The sequence below is a fragment of the Planctobacterium sp. R6 genome (assembly GCF_055755215.1).
Window position 1 is genome coordinate 36,086 of record NZ_JBVTQY010000010.1, and the last position, 19,301, is coordinate 55,386.

The 19,301-nt window shown below is 45.4% G+C and carries 17 protein-coding genes; 11 read left to right on the forward strand and 6 right to left on the reverse strand.

Features of this window, described 5'->3' with window-relative positions; all coding sequences use genetic code 11:
- The first annotated feature begins 7 nt into the window (after positions 1-7).
- The 6 genes from AC0J20_RS08630 to kdsA all read left to right on the forward strand — a co-directional run bounded on the left by AC0J20_RS08630 (position 8) and on the right by kdsA (position 8,336).
- Positions 8-718 carry a succinate dehydrogenase iron-sulfur subunit gene (locus tag AC0J20_RS08630; protein ID WP_473021371.1) on the forward strand — a complete coding sequence of 237 codons (711 nt, stop codon included), beginning with the start codon at positions 8-10 and terminating at the stop codon, positions 716-718.
- A gap of 133 nt (positions 719-851) precedes the next feature.
- Entirely contained in the window at positions 852-3,677 is a 2,826-nt protein-coding gene (sucA, locus tag AC0J20_RS08635; protein WP_473021372.1) for a 2-oxoglutarate dehydrogenase E1 component, read from the forward strand.
- A 1-nt stretch (position 3,678) separates the two neighbouring features.
- The gene (odhB, locus tag AC0J20_RS08640; RefSeq protein WP_229527139.1) at positions 3,679-5,163 is read left to right on the forward strand and encodes a 2-oxoglutarate dehydrogenase complex dihydrolipoyllysine-residue succinyltransferase; all 1,485 of its coding nucleotides are present in this window, start codon (positions 3,679-3,681) and stop codon (positions 5,161-5,163) included.
- Positions 5,164-5,274: 111 nt separating this feature from the next.
- Positions 5,275-6,441, forward strand: coding sequence for an ADP-forming succinate--CoA ligase subunit beta (sucC, locus tag AC0J20_RS08645; RefSeq protein ID WP_229527140.1), 1,167 nt, complete (start codon positions 5,275-5,277; stop codon positions 6,439-6,441).
- Positions 6,441-7,313 (forward strand): succinate--CoA ligase subunit alpha, encoded by an 873-nt coding sequence (gene sucD, locus AC0J20_RS08650; protein ID WP_229527141.1) that lies wholly within the window; start codon positions 6,441-6,443, stop codon positions 7,311-7,313. The genes sucC and sucD overlap by 1 nt, the downstream gene beginning before the upstream one ends.
- A gap of 177 nt (positions 7,314-7,490) precedes the next feature.
- On the forward strand, positions 7,491-8,336 hold the full coding sequence (gene kdsA / locus AC0J20_RS08655) for a 3-deoxy-8-phosphooctulonate synthase (protein ID WP_473021373.1): 846 nt from the start codon (positions 7,491-7,493) through the stop codon (positions 8,334-8,336).
- 126 nt (positions 8,337-8,462) lie between these two features.
- On the opposite strand, the gene AC0J20_RS08660 is transcribed toward kdsA, so the two are convergent.
- Positions 8,463-8,744 (reverse strand): hypothetical protein, encoded by a 282-nt coding sequence (locus AC0J20_RS08660; RefSeq protein WP_473021374.1) that lies wholly within the window; start codon positions 8,742-8,744, stop codon positions 8,463-8,465.
- Between the two features lie 263 nt (positions 8,745-9,007).
- On the opposite strand from AC0J20_RS08660, the gene AC0J20_RS08665 reads away from it, so the two are divergent.
- The 5 genes from AC0J20_RS08665 to AC0J20_RS08685 are packed head-to-tail and all read left to right on the forward strand — an operon-like array spanning position 9,008 to position 12,593.
- A complete protein-coding gene (locus AC0J20_RS08665) occupies positions 9,008-9,895 on the forward strand; it encodes a transcriptional regulator GcvA (RefSeq protein WP_229527144.1) in 888 nt (295 codons plus the stop codon).
- Between the two features lie 3 nt (positions 9,896-9,898).
- Positions 9,899-10,498, forward strand: a complete 600-nt coding sequence (locus AC0J20_RS08670) for an alpha/beta family hydrolase (protein WP_473021375.1) — start codon at positions 9,899-9,901, stop codon at positions 10,496-10,498.
- 1 nt (position 10,499) lies between these two features.
- Positions 10,500-10,874 carry a DUF423 domain-containing protein gene (locus AC0J20_RS08675; protein WP_229527146.1) on the forward strand — a complete coding sequence of 125 codons (375 nt, stop codon included), beginning with the start codon at positions 10,500-10,502 and terminating at the stop codon, positions 10,872-10,874.
- Positions 10,871-11,926 carry a 23S rRNA (cytidine(2498)-2'-O)-methyltransferase RlmM gene (rlmM, locus tag AC0J20_RS08680; protein ID WP_473021433.1) on the forward strand — a complete coding sequence of 352 codons (1,056 nt, stop codon included), beginning with the start codon at positions 10,871-10,873 and terminating at the stop codon, positions 11,924-11,926. Before AC0J20_RS08675 ends, rlmM begins: the two co-directional genes overlap by 4 nt.
- Position 11,927: 1 nt before the next feature.
- Entirely contained in the window at positions 11,928-12,593 is a 666-nt protein-coding gene (locus tag AC0J20_RS08685; protein ID WP_229527147.1) for an HAD family hydrolase, read from the forward strand.
- Here AC0J20_RS08685 and AC0J20_RS08690 read toward each other — a convergent pair.
- From AC0J20_RS08690 to AC0J20_RS08710, 5 genes are all read right to left on the reverse strand, one after another.
- Complete coding sequence (locus tag AC0J20_RS08690; protein ID WP_473021376.1) at positions 12,572-14,578, reverse strand: transglutaminase TgpA family protein; 2,007 nt, start codon at positions 14,576-14,578, stop codon at positions 12,572-12,574. The two genes, AC0J20_RS08685 and AC0J20_RS08690, sit on opposite strands and share 22 nt — an antisense overlap.
- Entirely contained in the window at positions 14,575-15,588 is a 1,014-nt protein-coding gene (locus AC0J20_RS08695) for a DUF58 domain-containing protein (protein ID WP_473021377.1), read from the reverse strand. Before AC0J20_RS08695 ends, AC0J20_RS08690 begins: the two co-directional genes overlap by 4 nt.
- 8 nt (positions 15,589-15,596) lie before the next feature.
- Complete coding sequence (locus AC0J20_RS08700; protein ID WP_229527150.1) at positions 15,597-16,514, reverse strand: AAA family ATPase; 918 nt, start codon at positions 16,512-16,514, stop codon at positions 15,597-15,599.
- 313 nt (positions 16,515-16,827) lie between these two features.
- Entirely contained in the window at positions 16,828-17,229 is a 402-nt protein-coding gene (locus tag AC0J20_RS08705) for an H-NS histone family protein (protein WP_229527151.1), read from the reverse strand.
- 247 nt (positions 17,230-17,476) lie between these two features.
- Positions 17,477-19,129 (reverse strand): electron transfer flavoprotein-ubiquinone oxidoreductase, encoded by a 1,653-nt coding sequence (locus tag AC0J20_RS08710; protein WP_473021378.1) that lies wholly within the window; start codon positions 19,127-19,129, stop codon positions 17,477-17,479.
- Between the last annotated feature and the right edge of the window lie 172 nt (positions 19,130-19,301).

Here is a 19,301-nt window from a genome sequence, read left to right on the forward strand (position 1 = left end):
CACTGCAATGATAAGAGAAATTTCAGTTTATCGTTACAATCCTGATGTTGATAATGCGCCCAGGATGCAGGACTATCAGCTTGAGGTTGAGGAAGGCCAGGATATGATGGTGCTTGATGCACTGCTGGCTTTAAAAGAAAAAGATCCTACACTATCTTTTCGTCGTTCTTGCCGTGAAGGGGTATGTGGCTCTGATGGCGTTAATATGAACGGTAAAAACGGTTTGGCCTGTATTACGCCTCTGTCCGCGTTAGGAAAAGGCAAGATCGTTGTCAGACCTTTACCCGGTTTGCCAGTTATACGTGACCTGGTGATTGATATGACTCAGTTTTACACTCAGTACGAGAAGGTAAAACCGTTTCTAATCAACGACTCGAAACAGCCGCCAGCCAGAGAACACCTGCAGTCACCAGAAGAGCGTGAAGAGCTTGATGGCCTTTACGAGTGTATTTTGTGTGCCTGTTGTTCAACTTCTTGTCCGTCATTTTGGTGGAACCCAGATAAGTTCATTGGCCCTGCAGGTCTGCTACATGCCTATCGCTTTTTAGCCGATAGTCGTGACACGGCAACTGAAGAGAGACTGAATGACCTGGATGATGCATTTAGTGTATTCCGGTGTCATGGCATTATGAACTGTGTCAATGTATGTCCTAAAGGGCTGAACCCAACAAAAGCCATTGGTAAAATTAAATCCATGCTTTTGCAACGGGCTGTTTAGTTTTAATAAACGTTAATTGCGTTTTATTTTGATTACTAAATAGCCAATCACAAGTAGGTTGGCTATTTTTTTATTGGTACTTTGTTGGTCTTGAAAAAGACCTGTTGAAAATGAATACGATGAAGGGACGGTAATGCACGAAAGCGTCATGAAAGCGTGGTGGGATTCTTCCCATATGGCTGGTGGTAACGCTGCTTACGTTGAAGAACTTTATGAAGCGTACCTGGAAGATCCACAAAGCGTTTCAGATGAGTGGCGAAGCACGTTTGACAAACTGCCAAAAGTAGATGGTGTTTCAATTGAAACGCGTCATAGTCTTGTCCGAGACGAGTTTAAAAAAATGGCTGCATTGGGGCTGGCTGGCAGAGCGCCAGTAGGGGCACCAGCAGGTGAAGCCGGGGACCTGAAACAGGTTAAGGTGTTGCAACTTATCAACGCATACCGATTTCGCGGTCATCAACATGCAAACCTTGACCCACTAGGTTTATGGCAGCAAGAGCGAGTCAGAGACCTTGAACTTTCCCACCATAACCTTTCTGAAAAAGATTTCGACACCGTATTCAACATAGGCTCCTATGCCGTGGGACAAGAAAAAATGTCCCTGGGTGAGTTGTTTAAATCTCTTAACCGTACCTATTGCGGCTCTATCGGTGCAGAGTATATGCACATTACCAACACCGAAGAGAAACGTTGGATTCAGCAATACCTGGAAGCGGCACAAGCGAAACCCGATCTGGCCAGAGAGCAAAAAATTAATGTTCTCAAGGGACTGATCGCCGCCGATGGTATGGAAAAGTATCTTGGTGCTAAATTCCCAGGGGCCAAACGTTTCTCACTGGAAGGTGGTGATTCGCTGGTACCTATGATCAAAACCCTGATCACGCAAGCCGGCGCAGCAGGCTCTAAAGAAGTCGTGATAGGTATGGCGCACCGTGGCCGACTCAACGTATTAGTTAACGTACTGGGTAAAAATCCTTCAGTACTTTTCGATGAGTTTTCCGGTTTACACGATGAGTCCCTCGGTTCAGGTGACGTAAAATATCACGCTGGTTACTCTTCAGATTTCGCAACACCGGGTGGTGCTGTGCATCTGGCACTGGCTTTTAATCCGTCACACTTAGAAATTGTTAACCCGGTTGTTATGGGATCTGTACGTGCCAGACTCGACAGACGTGGTTGCAGTGATGGCTCCATGTGTTTGCCGATTACCATTCATGGTGATTCTGCGATTGCCGGTCAGGGGGTGGTGCAGGAAACTTTCAATATGTCCCAAACCCGCGGTTTTCAGGTGGGTGGCACAGTTCGAATTGTGGTTAACAATCAGGTGGGTTTCACTACCTCTAAAACCGAAGATACCCGTTCAACACAATACTGTACCGATATTGCAAAAATGGTTCAGGCACCGATATTCCACGTTAACTCTGACGACCCTGAAGCTGTCATGTTCGTCTCTAAAATGGCGTTGGATTATCGCAACACCTTCAAGCGTGATGTGGTTATTGATTTGGTCTGTTATCGCCGCCATGGTCACAACGAAGCTGATGAGCCGAATGCAACTCAGCCGTTGATGTATCAGAAGATTCGTAAGCATCCGGTGCCACGTCAGATTTATGCTGATCAACTGGTTACCGAAGGCGTGCTGTCAGAACACGATGTAGACAAACTGGTGGCTGAATACCGCGCTGCGCTGGACCACGGTGCTTGTGTGGTTGAAGAGTGGCGTCCTATGACAGAACACTCGGTAGACTGGACCCCTTACATCGGCCATGACTGGGATGTACCCTATGACGGTAGCGTCAGTATCGAGAAGCTGAAACAACTCGGTGAAAAAGTCTGTGCGATACCTGATAGCTTTAAGCTCCAGTCCCGCGTTAATAAACTCTACATGGACAGGCTGTCCATGATGAAGGGCGAAAAGTCCTTAGACTGGGGAGCTGCTGAAACCCTGGCTTATGCAACGTTAGTTGAAGCCAAAACCGACATTCGTTTCACCGGTCAGGATGCCGGACGCGGTACCTTCTTCCATCGTCATGCCGTTATGCATAATCAGGCAGATGGTGCAGAACACACTCCACTGCAGCATATTGCTGATGAACAGGGCGTGTTTGAAATCTACGACTCTGTACTTTCCGAAGAAGCGGTTATGGCGTTTGAGTTCGGATACGCAACAGCTGAACCGGGCACACTGACCATTTGGGAAGCGCAATTTGGTGATTTTGCCAATGGTGCGCAGGTGGTCATCGACCAATTTTTAAGTTCAGGTGAGCACAAGTGGGGTCGTCTGTGTGGTTTGACTTTGTTGTTACCACATGGATATGAAGGTCAGGGACCAGAGCACAGTTCAGCCAGACTGGAACGATTTTTACAATTGTGTGCCGACCACAACTGGCAAGTGTGTGTGCCCTCAACGCCGGCTCAGGTATACAATATGTTGCGTCGTCAGGCTGTCCGCCCGATGCGTCGTCCACTGATCGTTATGTCTCCTAAGTCATTGTTACGTCACCCTCAGGCGGTATCTTCTTTGGAAGAATTGTCGGCCGGTGTTTTCCACAATGTCATAGATGAGATTGACGACCTTAAGCCTGCTAACGTCAAGCGTGTCGTCATGTGTTCAGGTAAGGTCTACTACGATTTGTTAGACTATCGTCGCAAAAATGAAATTAGCGATGTGGCGATTATTCGTATTGAGCAGCTTTACCCGTTTCCTCATGCCGAAATTGAAAAAGTGGTACAGCGTTACAAGCATGTCAAAGACTGGGTATGGTGTCAGGAAGAACCTCAAAATCAGGGAGCCTGGTACTGTAGTCAACACCATTTCTGGGATTCCATTCCCAAAGGTGCCAAGGTTACCTACGCGGGTCGCGCAGCGTCATCTGCGCCGGCTGTCGGTTATTTATCAGTCCACAATCAACAACAGAAGAAGTTGGTTGAAGAGGCAATCGAGTTAAACAAGGATTAAAATGAGCATTGAAATTAAAGTTCCCGTATTGCCGGAATCAGTGGCTGATGCAACGATAGCCACCTGGCACGTTAAAGTAGGTGATAAAGTGTCTCGCGACCAAAACCTGGTTGATATTGAGACTGACAAAGTGGTTTTAGAAGTGGTTGCACCGGAAGACGGTGTTATCACTGAAATTAGCAGCCCGGAAGGTGAAACTGTTCTTGCCGAGCAAGTCATTGCTTTGGTGGGAGCCGGTGCAGCTGACAGCTCAGACAGTTCCGCAAAAACGGAAAGCAAAGCACAATCTAATTCAGACGAAAGCGCAAAAGGTGAATCAGTGGATATTAAAGTACCGGTGTTACCTGAATCGGTAGCAGATGCAACAATAGCAACCTGGCATGTACAACCAGGCGAGGCCGTATCTCGTGATCAAAATCTGGTAGATATTGAAACGGATAAAGTGGTGTTGGAAGTTGTCGCGCCAGCAGATGGTTCGATTTCAGAAATCCTGCACAATGAAGGTGATACCGTAACCGCAGAGCAGGTTATTGCTAAGTTCGCCGCCGGTGCCGGAGCTGCTGCGCCAGCCCCTGCAGCTGAAGAAAGCGACTCAGATGATGAAGTGCTCAGCCCTTCAGTGCGTCGTTTATTAGCTGAAAAAGACATAGATCCTGCAAAAATTAAAGGATCAGGCAAAAATGGCCGCATCACCAAAGAAGATGTAGAGAAACACCTCAAAGGTGCCAGTGCCGCGCCAGCTCCTGCGGCTGCTGCAGCAGAACCTGCCGCTGCTTCTTTGGCTGAGCGCACAGAAAAGCGCGTTCCCATGACACGTCTGCGCAAAACTATTGCAAATCGTTTGTTGGAAGCTAAAAACTCAACAGCGATGTTAACCACGTTCAACGAAGTAAACATGAAACCCATCATGGATCTGCGTAAGAAATACCAAACGGTATTTGAAGAAAAGCACGGTATCCGTCTTGGCTTTATGTCCTTCTATGTAAAAGCTGTAACGGAAGCGCTGAAGCGTTATCCAGAAGTCAACGCTTCAATTGATGGTGACGACATTTGTTATCATAATTACTTTGATGTTTCTATTGCAGTTTCTACACCTCGCGGGCTCGTGACTCCGGTATTGAAAGACTGCGACCAGTTAGGTCTGGCAGGTATCGAGAAAGGGATCAAGAGTCTGGCACTTAAAGGCCGTGATGGTAAGTTAACCATGGATGAATTAACCGGCGGTAATTTCACAATTACCAATGGCGGTGTATTTGGTTCATTAATGTCTACGCCTATCATTAACCCACCACAAAGCGCTATTTTAGGGATGCACAAAATTCAGGACAGACCTATGGCAGTGGACGGCAAAGTAGAGATTCTTCCTATGATGTATCTGGCGTTGTCTTATGACCACAGAATCATCGATGGTAAAGAGTCAGTCGGCTTCCTGGTCACAGTTAAAGAGATGCTGGAAGACCCGACACGCTTACTGTTGGATGTATAAGGAAGTATTGCCGTCTCTGACGGCATTACTTTATTGGTGCAGGATGCACACTGACAACTTATTTCAGGTCGATTTAGTCGACGTTTTTTAAATAATCACGGAAATTTCACCATGAATTTGCATGAATATCAGGGTAAACAGCTATTTAAAGAATATGGCTTACCCGTCTCAGAAGGTTATGCAACCGACACTCCTCAGGCTGCTGCTGAAGCTGCCGATAGCATTGGTGGCAACGAGTGGGTTGTCAAATGTCAGGTCCATGCCGGTGGTCGCGGTAAAGCTGGCGGTGTAAAGCTGGTTAAAAGTAAAGACGAAATCAAAGAATTTGCTCAGAAGTGGTTAGGCCAAAACCTGGTTACTTTTCAGACTGACGAAAATGGTCAGCCGGTTAGCAAAATCTTAGTAGAATCATGCACTGATATTGCTGATGAGTTGTATCTGGGTGCAGTAGTTGATCGTGGTACACGTCGCGTTGTATTCATGGCTTCAACTGAAGGTGGTGTTGACATTGAAACTGTTGCTGAAGAAACACCAGAAAAAATCTTAAAAGCGGAAATCGATCCGCTGGTTGGTCCGCAGCCTTATCAGGCGCGTGAAATGGCCTTCAAACTGGGTCTGCAGGGCGTACAAATCAAACAATTTACCAAGATCTTCATGGGTCTGGCTAAAATGTTTGAAGACCTGGACGTAGCGCTGATCGAAATCAATCCTTTGGTTGTTAAAACTGATGGCGACCTGCACTGTCTTGACGCCAAAGTAGGTATTGATAGCAATGCGATGTACCGTCAACCTAAGTTGAAAGACATGCACGATCCATCTCAGGAAGATGCGCGTGAAGCTCATGCTGCACAGTGGGAGCTGAACTATGTTGCACTAGACGGTAACGTAGGTTGTATGGTTAACGGTGCTGGCCTTGCAATGGGTACCATGGATATCGTAAACCTGCACGGTGGCAAGCCTGCAAACTTTCTGGATGTTGGTGGCGGTGCTACAAAAGAGCGCGTTGCTGAAGCATTCAAAATCATCTTGTCTGATGATAATGTAAAAGCCGTTTTGGTTAATATCTTTGGTGGTATCGTGCGTTGTGACATGATCGCTGAAGGTATTATCGGTGCCGTTAAAGAAGTTGGCGTTACCGTACCAGTAGTGGTTCGTTTAGAAGGGACTAATGCAGACCTGGGCCGCGATGTTCTGGCAAACTCTGGTTTGGATATTATTGCTGCAACAAGTCTGACTGACGCAGCTCAGCAAGTAGTTAAAGCAGCGGAGGGCAAATAATGTCTGTATTAATTAATAAAGATACTAAAGTTATCTGTCAGGGCTTCACTGGTGGTCAGGGTACTTTCCACTCTGAGCAAGCGATTGCCTACGGTACACAAATGGTCGGTGGTGTTACACCTGGCAAAGGTGGTACTGAACACCTGGGTCTTCCGGTCTTCAATACAGTCCGTGAAGCAGTAGAAGCAACTGGTGCAACAGCAACCGTTATCTACGTACCTGCTCCTTTCTGTAAAGACTCTATCATCGAAGCTGCAGATGCCGGTATCGAGCTGATCGTATGTATCACTGAAGGAATTCCTACGCTGGATATGCTTTACGTAAAAGAATACGTAAACCAGAAAGGCGTACGCATGATTGGTCCTAACTGCCCAGGTGTAATCACTCCGGGTGAATGTAAGATTGGTATCATGCCTGGCCACATCCACTTACCTGGTAAAGTTGGTATTGTTTCTCGTTCTGGTACCTTAACCTATGAAGCGGTTAAGCAAACTACTGACGAAGGCTTTGGACAGTCTACCTGTGTAGGTATCGGTGGTGATCCTATTCCTGGTTCTAACTTTATCGATATCCTGCAAATGTTCCAGGATGATGACGGTACTGAAGCTATCGTTATGATCGGTGAGATTGGTGGTACTGCTGAAGAAGAAGCGGCTGCCTTTATCAAGGAAAACGTTACTAAGCCGGTAGTGTCTTACATTGCAGGTGTAACGGCTCCTCCTGGTAAGCGTATGGGCCATGCTGGTGCGATCATCGCGGGCGGTAAAGGTACAGCAGACGATAAATTTGCAGCACTTGAAGCGGCTGGTGTTAAAACCGTTCGTTCTCTGGCTGACATTGGCAAAGCATTGCGCGAAATTACTGGCTGGTAAGCCAGACATTTTTCGATTATGCCTGCGTCAGGCAATTTACTAAAAAAATCCCCGGCAATGTCCGGGGATTTTTGTTTTCATTATCAAGCCCACTTGCCATATTATTGGTATAAACATCCCGGTAACTAGTTAACGGGATTAGAGATTAACTTTTCAGGTTTTTTGTTCGGAGAATAAATGAATAATTTGCATACGATTTCTGTCTCTGGAGTCGAAGTTAACAATGCTCTGCCATTTGTTTTATTTGGTGGTATGAATGTACTGGAGTCGCGTGACCTGGCTCTTACCATCGCAGAGCGTTATAAAGAAGTGACTACAAAGCTCAACATCCCCTACGTTTTCAAAGCCTCGTTTGATAAGGCCAACCGCTCGTCAGTGCATTCTTTTCGTGGTCCGGGTATGGATGAAGGTTTAAAGATTTTTGAAGAAATCAAACAGCAGTTTGATGTGCCGGTTATTACTGATGTTCATGAGCCTCATCAGGCGCAACCGGTTGCGGAAGTTGCAGACGTTATACAGTTACCGGCATTCCTGGCCAGACAGACAGACCTGGTGGTAGCGATGGCAAAAACGAATGCCGTGATTAACGTAAAGAAACCCCAGTTTTTGGCACCACATGAAATGCGCCATATCATCAATAAGTTTTTAGAAGCGGGCAATGAAAAGATCATTCTATGTGAACGCGGATCGTGTTTTGGTTACAACAATCTGGTTGTAGATATGTTGGGTATGGATGATATGAGAGCAGTGGCACCGGTTATTTTTGATGCGACTCATGCACTGCAGCGTCCTGGAGGTCGCAGTGACTCAGCAGATGGCCGTCGGGCACAGGCAGCGCAGTTAGCACGTTCAGGCATGGCTTTAGGTCTGGCAGGCTTGTTTATTGAGTCGCATCCGGATCCGGAAAATGCCAAATGTGATGGACCTTGTGCATTACCGTTGGATAAGCTGGAACCTTATTTATTGCAGATGAAACAACTGGATGAATTAGTCAAAGGATTTCAGCCATTGATTACGGCTTGATTTTTTGGCGTAGGGAAAGATTAAGGTAGTCAGGCAATCAGTTGCTCCTGCGCTGTGCAGGAGCAATGAGTGTCCAATAAACGAAAGCTTTAGGCAAATTGCCTTAAATTCGTAAAATCTGCGCTGTTATTCAGCGATGATTTGTGTGGAAATGCTTTGCGTCTCTTCGTTGAATCTGGCCAATGCCAAAAATTGTTCTACATTTTGTTTGAAAGTCATTTCTTCCAGTTGTAGTTTAGCCGCATTCTCAACTGCGGGCACATTGATTTCAGCAACCGCCAGTTGAATACTGTCAGCGATCTCTGTTTGAATTTCTACCGTTTCGATAGTAACGTCATTAGCAGCAACAGTCGCTGAAAAGACAAAAGTAGATAGACAGATTGTAATTAAGTTTTTAAAGTTTTTCATAGAATTCACCTAAAGTTAAAATAATGTAAAAAAGACACTTTGTTTATCAGTTTTGTTTACTTGTATTTTACAAAAGCCTTGTAAAATAAAGGTTTTTAGCTGATGTGCGTACTATAGATGTTTTTTTGACTAACTAAAAACGAGAAAAAATATGCCAAGTGCATTAGAAAAACTAATGCAAATGCGGATGTTGGAGGCTTTCCCTCTAAATTTTACTTGCAATCTTTAATTTATGAACTTTCTATGACGAAAAATACCTGATTATGAACGAAAGATTACCGCCACTGAACGCGTTGAAAGCATTTGAAGCTGCAGCCAGACATTTGAGCTTTACCCGGGCATCAGAAGAGCTTTTTGTCACTCAGGCTGCAGTGAGCCATCAAATCAAAGCGCTGGAAGAGTTTCTGGGGATGAAATTGTTTATCAGGAAAAATCGCACCTTATTATTAACCGAGATCGGCCAAAGCTATTACCTGGATATCAAAGAAGTCTTTGCCTCGCTGTACGAAGCCACAAAACGATTACATGCAATGGGGGCAAAAGGGTCCATAACCGTCGCTTTACCACCAAGTTTTGCAGTGCAATGGCTGGTACCTAAGCTTTCGGATTTTTCTGCTAAAAACCCGGATATAGATGTTCGGATCAAAGCGGTTGACTCAGATGATGGCTTTCTAACCGATGATGTAGACCTGGCGATTTATTATGGCAGAGGTCGTTGGAGTGGTCTGCAGGCTGATAAACTGTATGCTGAGTATTTGACACCGGTTTGTTCGCCTATGCTATTTCAGGGGGATAAACCATTAGATAAGCTTGATGACTTAAAACACCATCAATTACTGCACGACACATCCAGAGAGTTTTGGAAGCAATGGATCAGACACTTTAATATTTTGGGCGTGAATGTGAATCAGGGGCCTATTTTCAGCCATACAATGTTAATTTTGCAGGCGGCTGCGCTGGGACAGGGTATCGCACTTGTTGACAGCGCCCTGGCGCGTCCGGAAATTGCATTAGGTCGTTTGATTTGTCCATTTGAAGAACGGGTTGAAACGCAAAAGGCCTATTATTTGGTGTGCAGGCAATCCCATGCCGAGCTGGGTAAAATTCAGGCATTCAAAGACTGGATGTTAGAACAAGTTAGCGAGGACTAGGGTTTGGCTTACATTGCTCAACTCATTTTGGCTCATGGTGCCGGTCAGGGCATGGAGAGCGATTTTATGCAGCAATGCAAAACACTGTTCGAATCGGCTGGCGTAAAATGTACTCTGTTTGATTTTGATTATATGACGGAGATGAAAAGGCTCGGTCGACGTCGTCCTCCGGAGAGATTGCCGAAGTTGATAGAGCAGTTTAATGCGCAGTTCGTTGAGTCCGGTGAATTGCCACTTTTTATTGGTGGAAAATCTATGGGGGGCAGGGTGGCCAGTCATGTACTGCAAGCATCCCCGGCATTAGGGGGCATTTGTTTCGGTTATCCCTTTCATCCACCAGGTAAATCGGAAAAAATCAGAACAGAACACCTGAGCTCTATCTCTAAACCTCTGTTGGTGTTGCAGGGCGAAAGAGATCCGTTCGGTAAACCCGAAGAAATTGAAAGCTACAGATTACCTGATAGCCTGATGGTAACCTTTATTCCGGCAGGTGAGCACAGTTTTAAAACCACCAGGAGTAGTGGCGTAAGCTGGCAGGAAAATATGCAGTTTGCCGTTGCTCAGGCCTGTCAATTTATCAAGAACACATTAGCAAGAAGTTAGAATGATGAAACTATTTTTATTACTGGGGGCCGCACTGGCCATGCTTTCTGTGATTTTAGGCGCATTTGCCGCTCATGGTCTGAAACAGAAATTACCTGAAAATTTGTTAAGTGCCTTTTCGACCGGCGTTGAGTATCAGTTTTTCCATGCACTGGCTCTGATATTGATTGTGATTTTGGCTAAGCTTTTTCCTCATCACTTATGGACATGGTCCGCAAGTCTGATGTTGGCCGGCATAGTGTGTTTTTCCGGTAGCTTGTATGCGTTATCTCTCAGTGGCATTAAATGGTTCGGTCCCATTACTCCGCTGGGAGGTTTGTTGTTTATTGCCGGTTGGGCGGTGATGTTGGCGGCAATTAACAAAGGATATCAATAGTGGCTTCACAGATTTTAGGTTATTGCCGTCCGGGTTTTGAAGCTGATGCCGGGTTGGAGTTACAGACTCGTGCCGCCGAGCATGGTTTTTATGGCTATTTTAAAGCTGAACGATTGTCAGGCTTTTATCTGTTTGAGTGTCCTCAGTCTTTGCAACCACTATTTAAACGGTTGGCATTAACGCAACTGATTTTTACCCGGCAATGGCTCCAGGTGTTGGCGCATTACGACAATTTGTCAAAAGACGACAGGTTGTCTGATTTAACCGATTCCTTTGCTGAGTTACCGGTGATTTCTGAAGTCCGGGTTGAGCACCCTGATACTGAAGACGGGAAAGAGTTGTCTCGTTTCTGCCGTAAATTTACTGTGCCGTTGAGGCAAGCTTTAAAACAGCACAAGTTGTACCAGGAAAGCAAGGGACTGACCTGCCTCTTTGCTTTTTTCGTTAAAAGTACCGGATGTTATCTGGGTATAACCCCAATGAACAATATCAGTCCATTACCCGGCGGTATCATGCGCCTTAAGTTTCCGGCAGAATCACCCAGCCGCTCAACGCTAAAATTAGACGAAGCTTTCTTAACCTTTATTCCGGAAAAAGAGCGCGAAGAACGGCTCAGGGCCGGATTAAATGCGGTAGACCTGGGGGCTTGCCCTGGAGGATGGACTTATCAGTTGGTGCGCCGGGGGATGTTTGTGCAGGCCGTGGATAATGGCTTGATGGCTGAGTCATTGATGGACAGTGGGCAAGTGGCTCACTTTCAGGAAGATGGTTTTAAATTTAAACCCCGCAAGAAAAATATTCATTGGCTGGTGTGCGATATGATTGAGCAACCACAAAAAGTGGCCCGTCTTATGGCGCAATGGGTATCCGACGACTGGTGCAGAGAAGCCATGTTTAATCTGAAATTACCAATGAAAAAACGTTTCGAGTCCGTGCTGGAATGTCTGGCTATCATCGCCGAAGTGCTGCCGGGTAAACTGGAACTGTCAGCGAAACATCTGTATCACAACCGGGACGAGATCACCGTGCACTTAAAAAAACAGGAGAAATAATTTGGATCTAAAAAATGTCAAAGCCGTGTTATTTGATCACGATGGTACACTGGTGGATTCAGAACTCGTGCATTATCAAATCTGGCTAGAGACCACAGGGCTAAGTCCGGAACTGTTCACCGAAGAAATGAACACCTTACATTGTGTCGGTATCCCCGCTGATGTAAATGCTGCTTATATCATCGAGCAGTTTGGGCTTGACTGGGAGCCACAACAACTCATTGCGCAAAAACGCGAAAATACCCAGCAATATTTAAAGAACCATTGTTTTCCGGCAATGCCCGGCGCCAACCGGATCATGAAAAATTTTGCCAGTCTTGGCATCCGAATGGCTATTGTGTCGGGTTCAGAGCGCTTTGCAATTGAACGCTCAGTATCAGGTAATAACTTCACGCAATACATTGAATACATTACTACCGGTGAGGAAGTGCCAAGCAATAAACCCGCTCCGGATGTCTATCTCAAAGCTTTGCAAAAAATGAACCTGTCGGCGTCAGATTGTATTGCGATTGAGGACACTGAACACGGCGTCAATGCGGCGGTGGCAGCAGGAATACCTTGCGTGGCAATTCCGAATCCTCATTCCAGGGCGCAAAACTTCACTGAAGCGGATGTACAATGCCAAAGTCTGTCGGCGTTTTATACTTATTTTATTGAAAACCGGTAACGCCGCTTAAACGAGTTCACTGCGATTTTCAGTTCCGGCAAGCGATCCGGATTGGTTTCGCTGGATGGGGCGTATTCATGGAAAATAAAAAGTTTGGTGATGTGCCTGAAATCCTCTGCGCATTGTTCTGAAATTCGACCGTGAATTCGACTCTGAAAACTATCAGGCCCTTCCTGTGGTAAGCGATTCAGGCCATGGCGACTTAATGTCTTCAATGCCTGATTGTATAAGTGCAGGTGTCGGTTTTCTATTTTAGGTAGCCAAACCCGATAATTGAATATCAACAACAGTGCACAGATCAACGTTAGCGTAGCCAGGCTTATGGCAACCACTCTGCCGGTAGTGAGTTTGCCTGCCAACATTTTAAACAGGGTAAATTGCCTTTGTTGATCAAAGCCCAGTACCCAGCTACTCCAAAAAAAATCCACATCAGCCATTAACAAGCGCAGCCGATTAAAAATAGCAATGCTCTTTAGTTTTGCTAGCGACATGGGTGAATCTTCCAGAAATGAGTTTTCATGGGCTACTGCACTTTCTAAACCCAAACTGATACGCTCCGGTGAAACCAGTGCCGTTGGATCTTTGCGGATCCAACCCCGGTCAGGCAAATAGATTTCAACCCAGGCATGAGCATCGTATTGATACACGCTGATGTAATTGTTCTCCCGTGCTTCCCCGCCTTGATAACCACCCACTAAACGGGCCGGAATGCCTGCAAGGCGCATAATATAAGCGTAGGCGCTGGCATAGTGTGAGCAGAACCCGGCCTGATACTGGAACAGAAATTCGTCTACCGGATTTAATAACATGGCCCTGGGTTTTAAGGTATATGAGAACTTCTCACGGACGAAGAAAGCTTCGACTACCTCTATAAATGCCTGATCATCAGGATATCTGGCGCGAAGTGCCGCTACCCAGCTTTGCGTTTCCGGGTTATAGCGTTGAGGTAGCATCAGGTTGATATTGGTATCAGTGTAGTAGGGCGTGAAATTGAGCGGCATTTCAGTAAAAGAGCGCACACTGTATTTAAATTTGCTGGTGACCAGAATACGGCTCTGCAACTGGTAGTCGTGACTAAACCAGGTTTGTTCAGTGTCGGAGCGTGGTATATCCAGAGTGTATAGCCAGTTCTGATGACTGGGCTCCATGATGACGTCGTATTGCAGGCTGGCGCCATAGAGGCCTGGGCTGTAATTGTAATTCCCGGCTTCCATTCGTTCTTTTTCTCTGGCGCGATGTCTGGATACCGACCAGCTTTTTCCGTCAAATGCCTCATAGACCAGAGTACGCCAATACAGTGCCTGCTTATCCGGAATGTCGCTTTCAAAGGCGGCCCGGAATACCAGATCATCTGACATCGATAATTGCGCAAAATCGCCAGGGGTAATGGTGTCCGAAATCCCGGTTTTTGCACCCTTATTACCGGGCATTTTCCACAAAGGGCCAATTTGCGGTAAAACTAAGAACAACAGTACTGCAATTGGAAAGGCCTGGAGCATAAGCAGGCCGATGCGTTTGCTTTGTTTGTGAATAGCGCCAGAAGGACTTACATGAAAGCTCAGTGATAATAAGATAATAAATAATTGAGACACATAAATCAGTGCGTAGAAAATTCCCTGATTGAAGATAAAGCCACAGCCAATAATGAAAATCTGTACCAGGGCCAGAATTAAAAAATCTCTGACTTTGCGCATCATCATTAATTTTAATGCACCGGACATTACCAGCAAATTCACCATACTGAGTAATAATCCCAGGTGCCAACCTGTATAGGCCAGTACCAGTGCGGATAACAATGCCAACAAATTAATCGTGGAGGTTTTAGGGAGGTGCTTGTGCCATTCTAAAAACAGCGCAATCCGAATCAACACACTGACTAATACGAGTATCGATACCCAAAACATAATGGGTTCAAATAGGGTTAAAGTCAGTAATAACAGGTTAATACTGAGTATCAGGTGTGCTGTGTTGGCTGTGCGTTTCAAGGCTGGTACTCCGCCTTCGCTTGTCCGTTTGGAGAATAAAGAGAAAGTTTCTCCAGACAGGTTTCCAGATGGCTGTTGCCGGTATCCGGTGCTACCTCAGTCTGCCCGAGACGCAACCCAAAACAGGCCTGTCTCTGCGATAAATCAATCGCTAACCAGGTTAGCTGACTAATTGCCAATTCCAGATCGTCGGTCAGATAATTTTTCAGATCTAGCCATATCGCAGCGTGATTTGCATCCGCAAATTGTTTGGTCATCATCTCCTGACCTTTTGCCACTAACTTCCAGGCAACCCGGTTTAACGACTCACCGGGCGTGTAGGGCTTTAGTGAATCAAAATCAGTATTGCCTATTGATGTGCTGAGCTGCGCACCGTCCTCATCTGTGGTAGTGCGGCTTTCGGTACGTAAATCGCACGGAATGGGGTTTGGATACACCAAAATTTGCGCTTTAAATCGCAAATGGGTCCAACATCGAAAAAGCCCTATTGGGTAATAGCTTTCAATGGTGATTCTGGGGGGAGTAAAATACCCGCGTCGCCGGGTTTCTACGAGAATAACAACCGGGTTACTGTATTGTTCAGATTCAATTGAACGTTGTACCGGTTGTTGCCAAAGCCGAAAGTGTAATCGACCGTGGCAATTCAGGGCGGCAATCGCTTTTTTATCATTTTCACCCAGCCACAGTGGCAACGCGCATTCGCTACCGGCATAGGCTGGTTTCACTTTACCCAGTTGCACTTTTAGCCGGGCAAAATTGGCGTAACTGTTTAATAAGGTCACCAGAAATATGGCCAGTAAAAAATAGGCTAACAGCAACATCAGATTATTGCGGTAGTTTGTACCTAGTATAAACAACAAACCACACAACAAACAAAAAGCGATACCAAATTTTGAAGGAAAGATGAACACATTACTCATGTTCATTTGAAACCTTCGGTCGTCGGGAATGCGGTTGTTTAACCAACGCTCTAGTCTGCGATTCCACCAGCTACCCAGTTTTAACATCATGTTTCGTCTCAGGCCGCCAGCGTATCAACAGATTCCATCAACTTGTTAGACAGGTTATCTGCGGCATTGGCGGAGCTAAAGCTGCTTCTCAGGCGATGTTCCGCCACTGACGGTAGCACGGCCTGAACATCCTCCGGTATTACATAGTCCCTGGAAGATAAAAAAGCCCATGCTTTTGCTGCCAGCAGGATAGCTTTACTGGCTCTGGGGGAGAGGGGGTTGGGAAACTCTTCCGATTCTCTGCTAAAGGTCACCAGACGCAAAATATAGTCGATGACGGCCGCTGATGTATTGATTTTTGGTATCTGGCTTTGAATGTCCAAAAATTGTGTTGTGTCGATAATGGTTTTGGGAGGCATAGTCGAGTGGCTGGTTAGTTCCATCAGCATTTGTCGCTCTGATTGCCAGTCGGGATAACCAAGTTGTATGCGCATAAAAAAACGGTCTAATTGCGATTCTGGCAAGGGGTAGGTACCCGACTGGTGCAGTGGATTTTGGGTTGCTATCACAAAAAAAGGATTAGGCAGTGGCCAGGTTGTGCCATCGACACTCACCTGATGTTCCTCCATCGCTTCCAGCAAGGCGCTTTGGGTCTTAGGGCTGGCCCGATTTATTTCGTCGGCCAATAACATTTGCGAAAACAAGGGGCCTTTGTGAAAAGCAAACTCCTTACTGGTATTGTCAAAAATGCTAATACCGATAATATCAGCAGGCATTAAATCCGAGGTAAATTGAACCCGGTTGAACTCCAGGCCGATAGTGCTGGCAATAGCCTGCGACAAACTGGTTTTACCCATACCGGGCAAATCTTCTATCAGTAGGTGGCCCTTTGCTAACAAGCAGGTTAATGCCAGTTTGATTTGATGTTTTTTGCCCAGGACAACTTGAGAGATGGCTTCTATTGCTTGTTCTAATTGCGTTTGCATGGCAGGTCGAATTTAATTTCTTTGATTTAACTTTAGTCGATTGGCTAAGTTAATCCAAACCTAAAATGAAACAATTAAAGAGTTTTTAAATTGTGAACCAATTCAGATAATTCGAATATCTTTTTTTAAATTTAAAAACACAAGAGATTAAATGTAACAAAATGAAATTGCACACATTGAGTTTAACGCATTTCATACAAGGGTAGGGCTGAAGAGGAATTAATTAAACGAGTTCGAAAGCGGGTATTAGCATTTTGGTCCAGTCACGAGCCTGAATTACTCGTGAACTGAAACCAGGCCCGGAGGGCAAATATTAATTAATGCTAAAATCTTCCAGCGATTTACCTTTTTTTAACTGTTCTGCGAACACCAGCGGCATACGACCAATACCCGTCCAGTTATGCACTTCGCCATCGCTGTCGGTATAGGAGTATTTGATTGGTCTTTTTTGACCAACACGCTTAGAACTTGGAATCGCATTATTTGACGCTAAATCTTCAAAGGTAATTCCGGCATCCTGTAATTGCTTTTGAATTTCAGCAATCTTATCCAGTTTCTCCTTTTCCGCTGCCTGCTTCTCCGATTCTTTTTGCTTTCTGGTCTCGATTATGTTTCTAAGTTTAACAACTATTTCTTCCAGTTCCTGAATTGAAAGCTCTTTAACTGCGCCTTGTAGCTTTCTTCCATGCGTAAGTGTTTTGAGAAATTCGTTCATGCTGCTTTCCTATTGAAACTTATTTTACTCATTGATTTGGTTTGAAATTACCATTAACAGAGGCAAAGAATCAATCTTAAATTTATAAATTAATGCAGGGATGTCAAATTAATTTAAAGGTTGCCGAAATCACAGCGTAGGAATTAAAGAAAATGTGGGACAGAAGGCACAATTTGTAGATTTGGTAAGTTTAATGCTCCATTTAAATCTAAGAGCAGCCCGTACAGGCTACTCTTAATTTACCGTATTACATGTTTGGATAATTGGGGCCCCCGGCGCCTTCCGGGACGGTCCAGGTGATATTTTGCTGAGGATCTTTTATGTCACAGGTTTTGCAATGAACGCAATTTTGAGCGTTAATTTGAAACTGTTTTTCACCAGATTCATTTTCAACAATTTCATAAACACCAGCAGGACAATAACGTTGTGCCGGTTCATCGAAAAGTGGCAGATTAGATTTGAGCGGGATATCTGCATCTTTTAATTTAAGGTGACAGGGTTGATCTTCCTCGTGATTCGTATTGGATAGGTACACAGAAGACAATTTGTCGAAGCTCAACTTACCATCGGGTTTAGGGTAATTGAATGGCTTGCAGTCCTTCGCCTCTTTAAGTGTGGCGTAGTCCGCCTTATTGTCTTTTATGGTGACCGGGAACTTTCCGCCTAACCAGTTTTGTTCCAGGGTGTTAAATGCGCCGCCAATAAAGGTGCCGTATTTGTGAATAGCAGGGCCGAAATTACGCGCTTTACACAATTCGTCATAAAGCCATGATGCTTCGAAACGTGTTGTAAGTTCGGTTAAGTCTTTACCTGCAGATTCCGCATCGTTTTGCAGTTCAGCAAAGATAGTTTCGGCGATCAAGGTTCCGGATTTCATCGCGGCGTGATTGCCTTTAATTTTGGAAAAATTGAGGGTACCAGCATTACAGCCCGCCAAAAAACCGCCGGGAAAATGCATTTTAGGCAATGAGTTTAAGCCACCTTTAGCAATCGCTCTGGCGCCATAACTCACGCGTGTTCCACCGTCCAGGTATTGCTTAAACACCGGGTGATGTTTCATCCGCTGAAATTCATCAAAAGGACTGAGGTGGGGATTCTCATAGCTCAAATCCACAATCAGTCCTACCAGTACCTGATTGTTTTCTGCATGATACAAATAGGCACCGCCAGAGGTATCTGTTAACGGCCAGCCTGCCGAGTGAACCACCAGGCCTTCCTGGTGCTGCTCAGCCGGGATGTCCCAAATTTCTTTGAATCCAATAGCATAGTGCTGCGGCGACTTACCAGCGTCCAGTTGGTACTTTTCAATTATCTGTTTGCCCAAATGACCACGGCACCCTTCGGCAAAGATGGTATATTTGGCGCGTAGTTCCATACCAGGCATATAGGAATCTTTTTCTTCTCCCGCAACACTGATCCCCATATCACCGGTAACGATGCCGGCCACACTGCCATCTTCGTGATACAACACGTCAGAAGCTGCAAAACCCGGAAAGATCTCAACCCCTAAACTTTCCGCCTGTTCCGCCAGCCAGCGGCAAACATTGCCCATGCTGACAATATAATTGCCCTCATTATGCATAGTTTTGGGCGTCATGAAGCCTGGTAGTTTAGTGGCAGACTTTTCGTTCTTAAGATAATAAATATGGTCTTCTGTTACTTTCGTGTTAATGGGCGCGCCTTTATCTGCCCAGTCCGGAAACAATTCGTCCAGGGCTTTGGTCTCTAAAACTGCACCGGAAAGAATATGGGCACCGACTTCTGAGCCTTTCTCAACGACGCAGACCATTAATTCTTGTTGCGCTTCGTTAGCCTGTTGCATCAGTTTACAGGCGGCTGCAAGTCCGGCGGGTCCGGCACCAACGATGACAACGTCAAATTCCATCGATTCGCGTTCCATTATTCCTCCTCAGGTTGGTCAGTATCACAGTGTGTAATGATGTTCTATCAGAAGCACTATAACTGCTGGTCTAAAAATGTGTACAAAATTCGCGGAGAGCGAGTTAATAATATATTAACAATAAGTTGACGTTTACGTTAACAGTAAGTACATTTCGATTCCAACAAAAAAA

What these genes read in the sequence shown, in the direction of transcription:
- AC0J20_RS08630 (WP_473021371.1), top strand. Translation starts at nt 8, where the DNA reads ATGATAAGAGAAATTTCAGTTTATCGTTACAATCCTGATGTTGATAAT.
- sucA (WP_473021372.1), top strand. Translation starts at nt 852, where the DNA reads ATGCACGAAAGCGTCATGAAAGCGTGGTGGGATTCTTCCCATATGGCT.
- odhB (WP_229527139.1), top strand. Translation starts at nt 3,679, where the DNA reads ATGAGCATTGAAATTAAAGTTCCCGTATTGCCGGAATCAGTGGCTGAT.
- sucC (WP_229527140.1), top strand. Translation starts at nt 5,275, where the DNA reads ATGAATTTGCATGAATATCAGGGTAAACAGCTATTTAAAGAATATGGC.
- sucD (WP_229527141.1), top strand. Translation starts at nt 6,441, where the DNA reads ATGTCTGTATTAATTAATAAAGATACTAAAGTTATCTGTCAGGGCTTC.
- kdsA (WP_473021373.1), top strand. Translation starts at nt 7,491, where the DNA reads ATGAATAATTTGCATACGATTTCTGTCTCTGGAGTCGAAGTTAACAAT.
- AC0J20_RS08660 (WP_473021374.1), bottom strand. Translation starts at nt 8,744, where the DNA reads ATGAAAAACTTTAAAAACTTAATTACAATCTGTCTATCTACTTTTGTC.
- AC0J20_RS08665 (WP_229527144.1), top strand. Translation starts at nt 9,008, where the DNA reads ATGAACGAAAGATTACCGCCACTGAACGCGTTGAAAGCATTTGAAGCT.
- AC0J20_RS08675 (WP_229527146.1), top strand. Translation starts at nt 10,500, where the DNA reads ATGATGAAACTATTTTTATTACTGGGGGCCGCACTGGCCATGCTTTCT.
- AC0J20_RS08695 (WP_473021377.1), bottom strand. Translation starts at nt 15,588, where the DNA reads ATGATGTTAAAACTGGGTAGCTGGTGGAATCGCAGACTAGAGCGTTGG.
- AC0J20_RS08700 (WP_229527150.1), bottom strand. Translation starts at nt 16,514, where the DNA reads ATGCAAACGCAATTAGAACAAGCAATAGAAGCCATCTCTCAAGTTGTC.
- AC0J20_RS08705 (WP_229527151.1), bottom strand. Translation starts at nt 17,229, where the DNA reads ATGAACGAATTTCTCAAAACACTTACGCATGGAAGAAAGCTACAAGGC.
- AC0J20_RS08710 (WP_473021378.1), bottom strand. Translation starts at nt 19,129, where the DNA reads ATGGAACGCGAATCGATGGAATTTGACGTTGTCATCGTTGGTGCCGGA.